Below are 16,626 nucleotides of genomic sequence, written 5' to 3'. Positions count from 1 at the left end.
AGCTAAGGCCGCATGTCAACACACGACGCTGTCATGTCATCTGACGCCAAGATAGTTAAACCGTGATGAAATTCACAGCCCCTACTGAACCAGCTTCCTGTAGTGTTGCGGAGCGCACTGATACCAGCGTTTGAAAGCGCGAGTGAAATTACCTGCGTCAGAAAAGCCCAAATTTTGGGCGATTTCACTGACGCTGTAGGCAGAAGAATTTATGTAAACCTCCGCCTCCTTCATGCGCACTTGATCTAAAAGCTGACTGTAACTGGTGTTCTGCTTTGACAGCCGGCGCTGCAACGAACGAACACTAACCCCCAGCCTTTCTGCGACAGCGGAGATGGAAAAATCATCGTCACTTAAAGCAGTTCGAATGCTTTGGCTTAGTTGTGCCAAGAAGTCATCTGGTTTCAATCGGTGAATCGTATTCAGACAATCAGCATCATGCGTTTCAAAAAGTGCAGCATTCGCATGCATTGAGCCTTGTAGCAAGCTTGCTCTATTAAGCAACAACGCATGCTGTTTCGCTTGCCACTGAATAGGCACCCCAAAATATGCTTCATACACTGCTGCATCATCCGGCTTCTTCTGTGCCAGATGAACTTCATAAATAAGTTCGCTGCGTGGCTGTACAAAACGAAAAGTTCGTACCGTCGCGGCTAAGATAGCATCTGAAATCATCGCGTGAGGCTCTGCTGAGCCTACAGCGTCATAGCTAAACCGAGGGTGCTCCGGCTTGTCATCAAAGGTATAGCGCAGCACATTTGATATATACGCACTATATTTTGCCATCAAATGTAAGCCCGTATGAAAATTGGGGGCGGCAAGAACAGCAAGCGAGAGAGATTGAAAAGTATTCGGAACTAGTCCTAATCGAGACACCAACCCAACGCTGTTGCCATGAAGCTGGTAGGCCGCATCGAACAGGCGAGTGACCTGATCTGCATTCCAATAAGTTTGATTGACAACATGCGCTTCCAGCCCTGCATGCCGCAAGATTTCTGCATTACACCAACCCGTCAGCTTAAAACCTTGTAGGCAAGAATTGACCCAACTTCCTAAAATATACGACTTATCCAAAGCCAATACTCACTTCAATGCTTTGCTCAAAATGTTACCAGCTTATATCGGCGCCTTCATGACGCTATTCACACACTCTTAGATTGATCGGCTCACCACAAGACAAATCAGACCCCCTCTCCGCTAAAGCAGTAGATTCCGTCGCCCCTTATCTATGGCAGTGCAATGTGAGTAGCGAAAATAAAAAAACGGCACCCGAAGGTGCCGTTTTCTCGAGTTCAGAGTCAGCAGTTATAAACCCAGGATCTGCTTGCCCTGTTTGAACTCTACGTCGACTGGGATCTTTGCAGCTTCCAATCTAGCCAGGTCAGCGGCTAACTGTTCGCCAATCACCCCTTTCGTAGCCAACAACTGATCAACCCCCGCATAGTCACCGTCACCTTGCAGAGTGAGGATCAACTTGGAGAGATCGTTAGTGGCTTGGGTGAACTTGTCGAAATTCACTCGATAAAACCCTTCGCTGTCACGGCTAAACGCGCCTTGCTCGGCAAAGTAGTTAAAACGCATCATATTGGCTTTACCGTGGGCACTGGAAGCACCAAAGCGCACACTACGGAAAATACCCGCAAGGAAGGTGGTGTAATAATCTTCCAACACACCTTCGGTGATCTCGCCTTTATTAAACAGCTCTCGCACCATATACAGGCCCAAGATATCTGCTTTGCCCTCTTCCAATGGCGAGGCATGCTCTTTCAGCGCATGCCGCACGGTGCCATTGCCGTTCAGGGTATTCTTGATACCTAAACCATGGGCCACTTCATGGAACATGGTGTTGGCAAAGAAAGCATCAAAGGTGATGTGTTGACGTTGGTCTGGCGCAATAAGCACATCAGCGATGGGCAACAAGATCTGATCAAACTTCGCCCGCATCGCGTTCTTCAACTGCAGACGACGCGTGCCTTTTTCCAACTGTACCCGTTCATCATTGGGCAAGTTAATCGCGATGGTCTTGCTGCCAGCATTGGAGTGACCGGCGTAGTAGATCACCTCATAGGCATTTAGATCCGCATCAGAACCAGGCACTTCAGCTTTATATGCTGCATCTACCGGTAAACCGGTTTGTAGCTCAGGCAAAAACTGCGCAAAACGTGCTAAGCGCTCGCTCCACGCCATATCCTTTAACAGCACATAAGATTCAAATGCAGCACGGTAGCCATAGAGCTGGTCTTCATAAGTCTCAATGGGACCAAAAACCAGATCAATCGGATTATTCTTCATATCCATCCAAGCCATGTCGGAAGGATAATAATCGTTGCTTAATAGCGCGTCGGCTCGCAGCTTAAGGTAATTGGCAAACTCGCCGTCTTTCGCAAGCGCTGACGCCTGACGTAGCAAATCGGCGGCTTGAGTCAGTTCAGTTTGGTAGTGCGAGGCATAGTCAATCGCTTTAAAACCACCATCGCTTTCACGAACAACGACGGAATAGAGTCCATCCTTATCTACAAAGCTAGCCGCTTCAAACTCGACCTTTGTCATATCATGGGGATAGAACTCCGCACCGAGAGGCTTGTCGTCATATCCGGTCAAAAACGGCTTGTCACCATTTAACCTGTCCCATGGGCCGTAGTTGATGGCGGCAAAATGGCGAACTTCAGGATCTTCGATAGCTTGAAGAAAGGTGGTTTTATCCTCACCAAAAGCTTGGCGCCAAAACAGATCATCCATAATTTCTGAGGCATCAATCAGAAGCGCAAGCATCTGTTTTTGCTGTTCAGAATAAGCAGATAGATCAGCGGTCAGCGACACGGGTTGATAAATAGAAAGCCGACTTCTATTGAAGTCGGCTTTAAGCTGCACTTGTTGTTTTTTGGTTTGTGCAGATGACTCGGGTGCCTTTTGCTCGGCTGGTTGGCAAGCAACCAGTCCTAACGACACTCCGAGTACAACCCCTCTGGAGATGGGGGAGAGGGTCATCATAGGATCCTCATTATTATATTGTTTGTTTTAGTATGGGCAGGAATACTACCTGCCCTGCGCTGCGTATAGTAATACTGAAGTGGTATAAAAAAACCAAAGTGAAGATCAAAATAGTAGAAGCAGCCATGTCAGCTTTTTGTACACATTTATTTACGATAAAATTTACAACGGCAAGAACGCCTGCTGCCATGCCAGCTGCCGCGATAAAAACCACCGCAAACAAATTCAACGCATCACTTAGTCCAGTTCAAATTCTACCCAGACCTGCACACTGATCTGCTGCGTCGGTGCTTGATAACCTGCACTTTCATCCGCCATCGCCATCCGCAACTGGGGCATCGGAGACGCCTGGTTGACGGTGTCGATTCGCTCAACCTCGCCTAGTTTGGCACCATAAACAGCGGCAAGCTCTTGCGCCTGCTTTCGGGCATCTTTTAATGCGGCGATACGCGCCTGATGTTGTAACGACTTTAACTGGCTGAAATGCCAATTAACGCCCTGCACCTCATCAGCACCCGCACTCACCACTTTATCCAGCAGCGGCGCTAGCAGCGTTGGATCCTTTAAGATCAGGACGATCTGACGAGAAGCTTCAATACCGATATAGGTACGCACGCGATTTTGATAATCGTATCGGGGAGATAATCGCAGATCAGCTGCGTCGATCTGGTTGTCTGCCAACCCCAAACCTCTAACGCTGTCCAAAATTGCGGTAACCGACTCATCTGCTGCACTTTTAGCCTGTGTTGCCGTAGTGGCGGTTTTCACCACCTGCAGCCGAACCAGCACCTGATCGGGTATCTGTTCCAGCGTCGCCGTCCCCATCACGCTAATGGTGCCAGCCGTGGCCGACCCCATCAACAACATCAGATAGAGGCCAACAAGCATCAATACTCTCTGCATCTTTCCTCTCCTTGTTATGATTCAAACAGCTAGCTGATTGTAGCGCCCGCGGCTCCAGCCGCTTCGATCCCCTTGGTCAACGCATCTCGCCGATTCAATTTACTGGCGTTTAACGTCTCCAGTTCATTCAAGCTTTGCGCTAAATCTTTCAATTCTCGGTTCAACGCTTTCTCTTCTGCCAGCAGCTCCGCACGGCGTGCTTCATAGCTTTTATCAAGTTCAGCTAAAGCGGCATCCATCTGTACCTGCACTTCGCCAAACATAGATTGCTTCTGATCTGTTTGCTGACGTCGGGCTTCTTCAAGGGTGCTCCGCTTCTCCTGCCTTAGCAGATCCATATTGCTTCGATGGTTGACCACCAACTCCTCTTTTTCGACCCGCAGTTGCTCTCGCATCTGCTGATGCTCCTCTTTGGTCTGCTCCAGCGCTTTATCACGCGCTTTCACGCGGGCATCAAGATAGGCACGATATTCATCGGACGAAATGGAATCGGGATCCAGGCCGCTGATATCGGCCTTGTACGCCTTGTGCACATCCTGTACCAAGATATTGTAGTTGCGATCGTTATCGACCATGGCTTTATCCAAAGCGCGACGTTTACTGGCAAACGCGTGCTCGGCCTGAGTAAAACGGTCTTCAAACTTTACATTCAAGGCGATGAGCTGCTGTTTACGCTGCTCATTCAAGTTGGCCTGGCTTTGCCGAGACTTAGCAGCATAACGCTCTTCAACTGCTTGGCGTTGGCTTTCAAACTGTTGCTTGAGCCGATCCACCTTGTATCGGTTGGAATCCCTCAGGGCGCTCAATTGCACCAGTACTTCCTGATGGCGCACCCGCGAACCGCTAAGCTTCTCTGTCAACTCTGCTACTTCAATATTGACCTGTGAGAGCTCCGCATTGGCAAGTTTCAACGCGCTGTTAAATTCAGCGGAACTGATCACCACATCATTATCTTTCTGCGGCACCCCCTCATCGGTGAACGGATCGTTCTCAAATGCAATCTCTATCTCCCAGCCATGAACGCCCTTCTTCGCATCGGCCACGCCCAGCACGGCTTTACTCTCTCCACGCTGGCGTCCAACGGAGACCACTTGAACGTCACCGAGAACAAACAGTGGTTGATAAAGATCCTCTTTCGGCGAGAGTTTCGCCGTAAAACGGTATTGCACTGCGCTATCGCCGACTAGAGATTCACTGTCCAGCTTTACCGAGCCAACCTGCCATGGTTGCCAAACGATATGGCGCTCAATCGCCTTTTGCACTTCAGCTGAATCGGGGGCATCACTACAGCCCGTCATTAACAACAGACTGCCAAACATTAGAACAAGTAATTTATTTACCATACCCACGGGATCCATTTCGAAGAAAACAATCAATCAAACCTGACAGAGTTTATGGGGTTGTCACAGCGGTGTCAGCGGCAAGAGTCAAAAAATCCACTATCTACAACGTAAAAAGGCGCCAATCAGGCGCCCTTTCTTAGAGATATGCGATATTAAGCCAACGGCATTTCCACTTCTGGATCCGCATCCGCTTCGTAATCCACGCCCGCCACCCCGAAACCAAACAGCTTCAGGAAGTCGGCATGGTAGCCGCGATAATCTGTTAACTCGTTATAGTTCTCAGTGGTGACTTCCGGCCAAACATCGGCAACAGCAGCCTGAACATGAGGCGCAAGCTCTTTGTCATCAACACGTAAACGATTATCTTCATCTAGGTTTTCAGGGCCGACATAGACCTGTTGGAACAAACGCTGGATCTGTTCGATACAACCTTCGTGGCTGCCCTCTTCCTTCATCACTTTATATAGCAATGAAATATACAGCGGCATAATTGGAATGGCGGAACTGGCTTGCGTCACCAACGCCTTTAACACGCTCACACGGGCCTGACCCTTGAGCCCACTTAACTTGCCTGTGATCGCGGCGGCAGCACGATCAAGATCTTCTTTCGCTTTACCAATGGTCGCTTTGCCATAAATAGGCCAGGTCAGTTCTTTACCGATGTAGCTGTAGGCAACTGTTTCCACGTTTTCTGCTAACACACCCGCTTCACTCAGTGCATCAAGCCATAGCTCCCAATCTTCACCGCCCATCACTTTCACGGTATCGGCGATCTCTTGCTCGGTCGCTGGCTCCAGCGTCATCTCATGCACTTCAAGCTTGTCTGTATTCAGCGTACGCGCAGTATACGCCTGACCGATCGGCTTCAATGTTGAAGTGAAAGTCTCGCCAGTTTTAGGATCCGTACGGCGAGGCGATGCCAAGCTGTAAACCACCATATCAACCTGACCAAGATCTTGCTTAATCACCTCAATGGTCTTCTGCTTAATCTCATCAGAAAAAGCATCGCCATTGATGTTCTTGCTATACAAGCCAGCTTCATCAGCAGCACTTTGGAACGCCGCAGAGTTATACCAACCCGCACTGGCCGTCCGCTTCACCGTACCCGGCTTTTCAAAGAAAATACCGAGGGTGGCAGCACCGCAACCAAACGCGGCAGTGATACGCGACGCCATGCCATATCCAGTAGAGGCACCGATCACTAACACCTTCTTGGGACCATTAGCGATAGCACCCTGTGCTTTGGTAAAGGCGATCTGCTCCTGCACGTTGGCCGCACAGCCAGCGGGATGGGAATTGGTACAGATAAAACCGCGAATTTTTGGCTTGATAACCATGAGTCATTCCTGTCTGTTGGCGAGCAAATAAGCGCTAGCCCAATGATAAGCTGCGCCTATTATGTCCGAATAGTGAGCGTTGACCAAACCAACACGCAGTGGTCGGAGTTGGTTAACCTTCTATATTGGCAACCTTTTCCGCTTGTGCCAGTCGATTCTCTACTTTTACCTTCTGCCCAGGCTGCAAACGCTCAGCACCTCGAACCACCACCGCCTGCCCTGCGGATAGCTCACCGACCACCTGGATCAGATCGCCTTGGGCAATACCTGTGCTTACCTCAATACGGCTAGCAGCACCCTCTTCATCGATGCTAAAGACATAGCGCTGCTTGCCGCGCAATACCAATGCATCACGAGGCACGGCGATCACCTGCATCGGCTGACTGTTGGGCAGCGCGACTTTGACCGCAGCGCCCACCGGCCAATCCGTGTCGTTCATCTGCAACCTCAACTCCATGGTACGAGAGCGCTGGTCGCCCACAGGGATCAAGGTTCGTACAGCAAACATTGCGGATTGGTTGAGATAGGAAACCTCCACCTGATCGCCAACTTTGAGGTAGGCAGCCACACTCAATGGTGCCTGTATGCGCACCTCGCGCGTAGAGATCTGCACTAAGCGCAGAAGATCTTCACCAATCTCCGTATATTCACCGGGCTGCTGTACACGACTCACCACCAAACCATCGTAGGGGGCCTTCACCTGCGTGCGTGCCAGTCGATGCTTAATTTGCTCGCGGCTAATATTGGCCTCCACCAACTCCTGTACGGCCATGTCCCGCGACGAGGTTAACTCATCCAATTCATTCTGGGATGTTCCCTGACTGCGAGCCACTTCGGTGAAGCGCTCCAGTTTCTTATCCAAAAAGGTCAGTTGCGCCTGCAAACGCACGATGGCCGACTCAGCCGCGGCTAGCTCCAACGCCAAATAGCTATCATCAATACGCGCCAACACATCTCCGGCTGCAACCTGCGTCCCCACTTCCGCGATCCAGGTCAAACGGCCACTGATCTCTGCGGCAATCTCTGCATCATGGCGCGAGGCTACGGTGCCGGGCAACCACAGCTGCGCTTGCATCTGCTGGCTTACGGAGGTGGCCACCCACACCGACGCCGGTGGCGTTTCCGCGACAGCGCTAGATGATAGGCAGACTAGGCCAACACTGATAAACCACTTCACAAATCTCATCTCACTAACTCCGGTTGCCTTTGTTGCCACTGGCCATTGGAAAACGCTCCGGCATATCCACGACTTCGGCTTGCCTCTGTTGACCTTCACCTAGGCGCAGTAATGCCGGTAACAACAGCAGGGTAAATAACGTACTCACCGACATGCCGCCGACAATGACCGTCGCCAGGCCACGATAGATAACACTGCCAGTGCCTGGCATCAGCACCAGCGGCAACATGCCGAAAATACTGGTCAAGGTACTCATAAAGATAGGCCGCATCCGCAACAACAATGCCTGCCTGACAGCTTCAGCACGATCTTCGCCATGGCGCTCTGCGGAGCGGGTCTGATGCACTAACAGGATCGCGTTGTTCACCACCAAACCCAGTAAGATCACAAAGCCAATCATGGTCAGTAGATCCAGCGGTTGAAAGCTGACTAGATGCAATAAACGTAACGCTAACACGCCACCCACCGTCGCTAACGGTATTGATAGCACCACCAGCAAGCTGTCCTTGGCTGAGCGAAACAGTCCGGCCATGAGCAAAAACAACAGCAGTAAAGCAACAACGAAGTTCTCCGCCATGTTACTCAGTGCGCTCTTTAGACTATCTGCACTTCCGCCATAACCGATGGCACCATCGGCAGGCATACGCGCCTGCAATTGCGGCTCAACCTCAGTTTTTATCAGATCAATCGCTTGCTGCAACGTCATCCCCTCAGGGGGCGTTACACCTAACGTAATGGTACGGCGGCGATCAATGCGCTGAACCTGACTTGGCCCTACGGTACGCTCAATATCTACGAGTTCGCCCAAGGTCACCTGACCACCTTGAGGCGTTGCCAACGGCATGGCGGAAAGCTGCTCAGGTGACTGCCATTGATCACTGCGGAAGATGATATTCATCCGCTTATCACCATCAAAGTACTCGCCAACGTAAAGGCCATCACCAAACGACCGTATCAGCCTGCCAAGATCGCTGCGATCCCAACCCACTTCCAACATCCGTCTGTCATTTGGCACCACCCGGAGTTCTGGTTCCGCCATCTCTAAGCCAGGATTTGGGCGTACATTCGCTTCCGGCATCACTTCATTTAGCCGCTCGACACCAAAACGTGCCACTTGTAGCAGAGCGTCGGTGTCTCGCGATTTCAGGTGCACAGCAATATGACGTCCACCCCCAAAACCACCAAACAGGTTACCTTGCCGGGCAAAAGCCATGGTGTCTGGCAGACCTACCAAGATCTGCTCCCGCATCAAGGTTTCCATCTCTCCGACTTGCTCTTGCTCTTTCACCCTGACGCCCATTGTGCCACCGTTGGGCCAGAGGATGATGTAGTAGTTTTTCAAGGCGGGTTGCTGCTCGCCCTTCATGTAAGGATCTAAGCGTTGAACTATGGTCTGCACGATCTCTTTATCTAACGTATCGATAGAAGCACCTGGGGGAAAGTTAAACCAGGCATCAACCGCATCCCGTTTCACTGGCGGCAGATAGTCGATCGATGGCAACATCAATACAGTCACTGCAATCGGCACTGTCATCATGCTGACAATTAAAAGCCAGCGCCGCTTAGCGGATGCCGTTATTCGCATAATTCTCTCGGTAATGCGGAGCCATAAACCTGCCAACCGATCTGGGATCGCATCACGTACCAACCAGCGGCTGGCAGCAGCGGGTAAAATAGTGACCGCAACAAGTAAAGAGATGGACACTGCGATGGCGATGGTCAGCGCCAAATCAGCAAACAGTTGACCTTCGACATCCTTAAGGAAAATCACCGGGATGAAAATGGCCACCGTGGTAGCTGTGGACGCCAACAGCGCCCCCCATACCTCAGTGGCACCGACTTCCGCAGCTCGCAAGCCGGTCTCGCCTTGTTGGCGATGACGAACGATATTTTCCAGTACAACAATGGCAGCATCCAACACCATACCCACCGCAAAGGCCAAACCGGCCAAAGAGATCACATTCAGTGAGCGCCCAGTGAGCTTAAGTACCACAAAAGTGGACAGCAGCGAGATCGGGATCGCCAATGCCACCAGCAAGGTGGCGCGAGTCTGGCGCATAAACCACCACAACACGCCAATGGCGAGCAAGATGCCAATACTCAAATTACCTGTGAGCAGGTTGATCGCTCGCAGAATGAAAATCGACGCATCAAAAGACTGCTCCATGGTGAGCTGTTTTTCTGCCAATACCGTCTGCCGCAGCTTCTCTACTTCCGCTTTCACTAACGACAAGGTTGCCAAAACATTTGCGCCACTTTGGCGATCGATACGCACCGATATCGCTGGATTGCCATTCTGGATCGCCAACCCCTGGCGATCGCCACGTTTCACCGTGATCTCTGCTATGTCCCGCAGATACACCGGCCGACCATCACGCCATTCAAGAATTAACTCACCCAACTGCTCCGGCTGGTAACGCCCAGCAAAGCGCAAGGTGTACTGACGCCGCCCCACATCGACAAAACCGCCGGATATGTCATTACCACTGCCGAGCAAGCTACCGATAGCACTCAGATCGATTCCCAGATCTGCAGCAAGAAACGGATCGAAACGAACCTGTAGCTCTTCCGGCGAACCTCCGCCACTTTCTAAACGCGCACGACTGACACCGGGCACAGACTCCAAACGGGGGCGCACCACATCTTCAAAGAAAGTCAGGTAGTCACTAACTGGGTGTTCATTCTCCGGCAACGCCTGAATGAAGAAGTAGGTCAGCGCAGGAGTGTCTCCACCCCAACCGCCCAACATGATGGTGGGTGGATCAGAATCGCGAGGCATCAATGGCAAGCGGTTCATCCGCGCAATCACCTCAATCAGGGTCTTCTGCATATCGGTTTCTAAACCGAATGTCAGGTTGATCCAGCTGGTACCGCGATTCGCCCAGGCGGACATCTCTTCAACACCCGGCAGCCCCTGCAACACCTCTTCTTGTGGCTCAAGGATCTCCGATTCAATCTCCCGCGGCGAGGCCGCGCGCCAACTGGTCATCACCGAGATCTGCGGACGCTCAATCGAGGGGAAGAGTTGTACTGGCAGCTGATGCAGGCTGTATAGCCCTAGCAAAGCGACCATGGCAACCATGATTAAAACACCGGCGGGGTTCTTCAATGAACTGGAAGTAAGGACCATAACCTTGTCACACTGATAATAATGACACTGAGTATATGAGGGAAAAGAGGTTAACGCCTAGGCAAAGGGTTACAAATTATTAACATTGAGGCCAATCTGTTTGTCTGTGCAAATCTCAATCGAGCTGACAACTGTACTTAACCACTTCAACCCCCGTGGCATGGGTGTAGCTATGTTCTTTAGACATACCGACATGACGCATCACAGCAATCGATGCGAGGTTATCAGGCATAGCAATAGCCACTAATTTGCTGGCTTCTTTACGCTGCTTACTATTGTTCAACACCCAGGCGGCAGCCTCTTTAGCGTAACCCTGCCCCCATTCACAACGAAATAACCGGTAGCCCAACTCAAGTTCGCCGGTCTCATCCCCCTTAGCATCAACAAACGGGCGATTATGTACCCAGCCCAATATCCTTCCATCCTCCTGATGCTCCATCACAAAGAAGCCCAGATGCGATGCTCTTTCAGCCAATGCCTGCCAACGGGGTAACACCCGCTCACGATAGTGCTGAACTGGCGTCGGATTCCCGCCGTTGATGTAACGCATCACTTCAGGGTCACTGTCCAGAGCGACCAAAGCATGCAGATGCTGCTCATTCACGGGGTGATAGTTGATGCGTGTTGAACAACACAAGGTACCCATAATGACTCCCTACTCTACTTCAGCCCTAGCCTCTGCCATGAGCTTTACCTTAGTGGAATGATGCAGCTTGACCGCGAAAGAAAACGCCAATGCAAAGTAGATATAGTCCCTAAGTAGTTGAACTGCAATTCCTTCAACAATGCTTGTGAAGCCACGCAACACCACACAGTTCATCCGCAAATAATAGAAAGCAACAAACCCACCCTCGTTATTAAAGTCATTGCGACGCCTAGACACCTAAACAGTGCGATTTGTGCTGCTGATCTGTAGGGAAGAGAGCCACTCATATGACTACGCCAACCGGCGCAACCATGGCGATTGCAAAGCTTAGATGTGCTTATATTTACTGGGGCGGGTAGAGTGCCTAAATAAAACTGAGGCTATGCATTAGACAAGTTAAGTATTTGAGAACACTTAACTTGTCTTGGTGTGTGACTAGAAGAAGTAGCTACCGCCGAGGCCAATCCAACCAACATCGATATCATCACCCAAGCTATAACCCGCCTCAGCGTGCATCGCAAACTGCTCGGTTAAACGATATTCAGCGCCCAAAGAGCTATAGAATACGGTGCTGTCATCAATATCGGCCTCACCACCTTGAACATCCAGGTCAATATCTTGAATACCCAAGCCCAGACCTGCTGTCAATGAGAAGTTCTCGGTAACCAACCATTGAGGTGCCCACGCCGCATAAGCAATACTCACGTCGCCTGTACCGGTCACAAATTCATTGCTGTTGCGTCCCTTAAAACTAAACTCCCCCTGATCCATATAGCCTATTTTCCAGGTCCATAACGGACTGTATTGGACCTTAGCAAACAGCTCAAAACCGGCATCGGTATCGTCGTCAAGATTCGGTTGGAAGCCGCACTCAAAAATACAAAAATCCCAGCTTTCATCAAAATAGGTTTTTACACCCGTAGCGCCAATAGAGAAGCTCGGGCCTTCGCTTTCGGCGAAAACGGACGTAGAACAGGCAAATAAACAAGTAGCAAGGACAATAGCAGGGGCTTTCATAACGACTCTTCCATAAGTGAATGCTGAATTACAGTAACCGTCTGAATATACGATAAAAAAGGCCACCGATAAAGCGGTGGCCAGTCATTGCTTACGCTAACGCAACCGATCCCCGTTAGGCTTGGGCCAAGGCCTGCTCTAGGTCTGCAAGAATGTCATCGATATGTTCGATACCGACACATAGACGGAGCATCTCAGGAGTCACACCAGCGGCTGTCAGCTCCTCATCAGAGAGTTGACGGTGAGTGGTACTGGCCGGATGGCACGCCAGTGATTTCGCATCACCAATATTCACCAAACGCTTAAACAAGCCAAGCGCATCGTAAAACTTCACTCCCGCTTCCAAACCGCCCTTAATACCAAAGGTGAGCAGTGATGAAGGTTTACCATTAAAGTACTTCTGCGCTAAAGGATAGCGGGGGTCTTCCTCCAGGCCGGCAAAGCTAACCCACTCGACTTTTTCATGCTGTTTCAAATAACTCGCCACCGCGAGGGCGTTGTCGCAATGACGCTCCATCCGCAACGCTAAGGTTTCTATCCCTTGCAGGATTAAAAAAGCATTCATTGGTGATATTGCCGCTCCGGTATTGCGTAGCGGCACCGTACGGGCACGACCGGCGAAGGCCGCAGGACCAAAAGCTTCGGTATACACCACACCATGATAAGCCGGTTCCGGTTGGGTCAGCATAGGGTATTTTTCCGGATAGTCGGCCCAGGGGAAAGTGCCGCCATCTACTATCACACCGCCTAGCGCAGTGCCGTGTCCACCCATATATTTAGTCAATGAGTGCACCACAATATCGGCACCATGCTCGATAGGTTTGCACAATACCGGGGTTGCCACCGTGTTATCGACCACCAACGGTACACCGCCGTCATGGGCCGCTTTCGCAACAGCCTCCAGATCAATAATGTTGCCTGCGGGGTTACCAATCGTCTCGCAGAATACCGCACGGGTATTCTCATCAATACAGGCAGCGATCGCCTCAGCGCTATCATCCGCTGCGAACTTAACCTCAATTCCCATTGACGGCAGCATGTGAGCAAACAGGGTATAGGTGCCACCGTACAGTTGTGGTGGCGATACGATATTCGCGCCAGCGCTGGCCAAGGTAATAATCGCATAATGAATGGCTGAGCTACCGGCTGACAACGCGAGCGCCGCAACGCCCCCTTCCAACGCAGCGCAGCGCTGTTCCAACACATCTGTGGTGGGGTTCATAATGCGGGTGTAGATATTACCAGGCACCGCCAAGTTAAACAGATCGGCGCCGTGCTGAGCGTTATCAAATTCATACGCCACGGTTTGATAAATAGGCACGGCAACCGATTTGGTCGTCGGGTCAGTTTGATAACCAGCATGTATCGCCTTGGTTGCATCTTTCATTCAGATCGATCCTTTGTCATTAGACGTGAAAACTACGCCGAATTAGGTTTTGAAGTGGGTTAAAAGCAGTCTTGTTATCAGTACCGCAAAGGGGTCATCCACAGATAGTGACATGACCGGGTTGGCTGGCAACTTCCTGCAACCAGCGCCTGATAGCCGGATAGCACTCCAGATTAAAACCGCCTTCATCGGCCACATGGGTATAGGCATAGAGCGCAATGTCAGCAATGGTATAGCTATCTGCCACCATAAAACGCCGGGTGCTCAGATGGCGTTCCAATACCCGCAGCGCTTTTTCCCCTTTCGGATGAGCCGCCGCCAGTTCCGACTCATGTTTACTCGGATCAGCAAACACCCGCCAGAATCGACTGGTCGCGATATAGGGCTCATGGCTGTATTGTTCGAAGAACATCCACTGTAAGACCTGCGCCCGCTCGAACGAGTCCTGCGGCAGGTAAGCGGTATTCTCTGCCAGGAACCACAGTATCGCATTTGATTCCGGCAATGTACGGCCATCTGGAAGCTGCAATACGGGCACTTTGCCATTGCAGTTTAAATTCAAAAACTCAGGGGTTCGCGATTCACCGCTAATAATGTCAATAGAATACCGCTCATAGGGAATATCCAGATGAGACATCATTAAGCGCACTTTATAGCAGTTACCAGAAGCTGGCATTTCGAAGAGGCGGTACATGGTTCCTCCTATGAACTCAGCCATGATTAAATAGGCAGCCAATCAGGTCGATAAGCATGGCAGGGGCAGGCGAGCAATACCAGCTAAAGAAGGAGAAAAACCAGCTAAATAAGCCACTGATCAAATTAACCAACCATCGCCACCCAAAGCAACTAAATCAGTCACTTAACAAATAGAACAACCATAGATAGACGACAGCCTAAAACGGTAAGTTAGTTAACTTTTTCAAACGCCTTAATTGCACCCATCATAGTGGGAAAGCCTTTACTTCCCTGACTTTCCAAAGCACTAAACATACTGCCCGACAGCGCACCAAAAAATCCCATACTGAGCACATCTTGGCCACATAAATATAGATTACTGTAGGGTGTCTTGGCTTGACAGAATTCAAAGCTATCGCGGCCAGCAATAAAGGGGACACCGTACATATTGCCGTGAGGATGCTGGGTAAAAAAGGCCAAGCTGAGCGGTGTGGATAACTCTCTATAGTCAATCGCTGCTCTCAACTCTGGATAATGCTGGCTGACGGTATCGATAAGCTGACTAATCAACTCATCTTTCATCGCTCGGTAATCCTTACCGCGCTTTTTCCAAACAGTATCTCGCCACTGGCTAAACCGTGCGGGGTCAATATGTGCGACAACCTCACCGCAAAAATTGCTATTCTCGCCCTGCTTTAATGTCGGAAATGAAAGAAATACACCGCGGCTTTCCTGAGTCAAAAATGGCCCATCGGCTTTTTGATCAAATAGCCAATAATTGCTGCTGGTAAAGCCCAGCTCACGGGGGTCTCTATTCAGCGAAAAGTACAGCGTCATAAGACTGGTGCGCCAAGGGATCTCTTCTAAATCTGGATATATCGGCTTATCTAAAAGTTTACGATAGGTATTGTAAGCCCCTGAACTCGAGAACAGCTGTTTGATAGGTAACGTAAAGGAATACGCGCTAGGCTTATGGTGATCTATGGTGACATCCAGCGCAACAACCTGAGCTGCTCCCTGTTCTTTGCCGGTAATGATTTTCTCTATCTTCACATTGGTCAGGCAGGTGCCGTCACACTTTTCCAGCTCATCAAGTAACACCTGGGCAATCTGGCCGCTTCCCCCCTCGGGGTACCAACCACCGTCAAGATAACTGTTCATCACCAGCGCATGTATCGCGAACATACTCTGTTCAGGTGGCAAGCCATAATCGCCCCACTGACTCGCGAGCAAGTTACGCAGCGCCTTATCTTTAAAGTGACACGCCAAATACTCTGCAGTGGTCTGCCTTCCCAAACTGTTATTGAGATGGCGCAACCAACGCAGAGGATAGGCAATTAGCGATGGAACAATATTTATAATATTTTTTTTGATCAGCCATTGGCTGGCCTTCTGAATATCTTTGAAGTAGCCCTTGATCGCTTTTTCTTCGTGAGGAAATTTATCCACCAAGCTGGCGATCAACTCTGCCTTTCCAGCGATGAAATCAAAACTGAGATCTTGATAACGAATACGATCATAGGCCGGATCAAGCTTTCGCCACTTCAATCGGTCGTTTGACAGAAAACGTAACAACCTAGAAGGCAATTTTTCATCTTCAGGGTTACCAACATAGTGGATACCTACGTCCCATTCATATTGGCCACCTTTGCGCCCAAAGGTATGCGTTTGACCACCCGCAGTCCAATGCTGCTCTAATAGACAAACTTTTTTAGCAAACACCTTTGCCAACAACAAGGCGACACAGAGACCACCAATGCCTGAGCCGATGACGTGAACGTCATACGTTTGCAACTTGTCTATTAATGCCTTGTTTGCAACTACCATGTTGTCTGAAATGTCCTAGTGAACGATCTATTTGGAAAGGAGTCACCACAACATATACAGCTACACATTAATTACTAGGTGCACGATCAATGTGTGGTTTTTATTATCAAATACAGTATCACGACGACCGACAATACACTCGCCATGTACACATCTTAAACCACGCAGACGCACTTACCCGGAGCTAATAGGG

The 16,626-nt window shown here is 50.3% G+C and carries 12 protein-coding genes; all 12 read right to left on the bottom strand.

Annotated elements, in window-relative coordinates:
• Positions 1-81: 81 nt before the first annotated feature.
• Positions 82-1,080: a helix-turn-helix domain-containing protein gene (locus EZV61_RS07145; RefSeq protein WP_131414801.1), complete on the bottom strand. Its 999-nt coding sequence runs from the start codon at positions 1,078-1,080 to the stop codon at positions 82-84.
• A gap of 225 nt (positions 1,081-1,305) precedes the next feature.
• Positions 1,306-2,988, bottom strand: coding sequence for a dipeptidyl-peptidase 3 family protein (locus tag EZV61_RS07140; protein WP_131414903.1), 1,683 nt, complete (start codon positions 2,986-2,988; stop codon positions 1,306-1,308).
• A gap of 240 nt (positions 2,989-3,228) precedes the next feature.
• Complete coding sequence (locus EZV61_RS07135) at positions 3,229-3,894, bottom strand: SIMPL domain-containing protein (protein ID WP_131414800.1); 666 nt, start codon at positions 3,892-3,894, stop codon at positions 3,229-3,231.
• A gap of 29 nt (positions 3,895-3,923) precedes the next feature.
• Positions 3,924-5,237, bottom strand: coding sequence for a coiled-coil domain-containing protein (locus EZV61_RS07130; protein ID WP_131414799.1), 1,314 nt, complete (start codon positions 5,235-5,237; stop codon positions 3,924-3,926).
• A gap of 152 nt (positions 5,238-5,389) precedes the next feature.
• Positions 5,390-6,574 (bottom strand): enoyl-ACP reductase FabV, encoded by a 1,185-nt coding sequence (fabV, locus tag EZV61_RS07125; RefSeq protein ID WP_131414798.1) that lies wholly within the window; start codon positions 6,572-6,574, stop codon positions 5,390-5,392.
• 112 nt (positions 6,575-6,686) lie between these two features.
• Complete coding sequence (locus EZV61_RS07120) at positions 6,687-7,760, bottom strand: efflux RND transporter periplasmic adaptor subunit (RefSeq protein ID WP_114337503.1); 1,074 nt, start codon at positions 7,758-7,760, stop codon at positions 6,687-6,689.
• A 4-nt stretch (positions 7,761-7,764) separates the two neighbouring features.
• On the bottom strand, positions 7,765-10,881 hold the full coding sequence (locus tag EZV61_RS07115) for an efflux RND transporter permease subunit (RefSeq protein WP_130566802.1): 3,117 nt from the start codon (positions 10,879-10,881) through the stop codon (positions 7,765-7,767).
• Between the two features lie 115 nt (positions 10,882-10,996).
• Entirely contained in the window at positions 10,997-11,527 is a 531-nt protein-coding gene (locus EZV61_RS07110) for a GNAT family N-acetyltransferase (protein ID WP_114337501.1), read from the bottom strand.
• A gap of 435 nt (positions 11,528-11,962) precedes the next feature.
• Positions 11,963-12,544: an outer membrane beta-barrel protein gene (locus tag EZV61_RS07105; RefSeq protein WP_131414797.1), complete on the bottom strand. Its 582-nt coding sequence runs from the start codon at positions 12,542-12,544 to the stop codon at positions 11,963-11,965.
• A gap of 115 nt (positions 12,545-12,659) precedes the next feature.
• Positions 12,660-13,931 carry an O-acetylhomoserine aminocarboxypropyltransferase/cysteine synthase family protein gene (locus EZV61_RS07100; protein ID WP_131414796.1) on the bottom strand — a complete coding sequence of 424 codons (1,272 nt, stop codon included), beginning with the start codon at positions 13,929-13,931 and terminating at the stop codon, positions 12,660-12,662.
• Positions 13,932-14,025: 94 nt separating this feature from the next.
• Positions 14,026-14,625 (bottom strand): glutathione S-transferase family protein, encoded by a 600-nt coding sequence (locus EZV61_RS07095; RefSeq protein ID WP_114337498.1) that lies wholly within the window; start codon positions 14,623-14,625, stop codon positions 14,026-14,028.
• A 212-nt stretch (positions 14,626-14,837) separates the two neighbouring features.
• The gene (locus EZV61_RS07090) at positions 14,838-16,433 is read right to left on the bottom strand and encodes a phytoene desaturase family protein (protein WP_131414795.1); all 1,596 of its coding nucleotides are present in this window, start codon (positions 16,431-16,433) and stop codon (positions 14,838-14,840) included.
• Positions 16,434-16,626: the final 193 nt, after the last annotated feature.

The sequence above is a fragment of the Corallincola luteus genome, from assembly GCF_004336975.1.
Lineage (GTDB): Bacteria > Pseudomonadota > Gammaproteobacteria > Enterobacterales > Neiellaceae > Corallincola > Corallincola holothuriorum.
The sequence above is the reverse complement of the archived record's forward strand: the minus strand, read 5'-3'. Positions and strand labels throughout refer to the sequence as shown.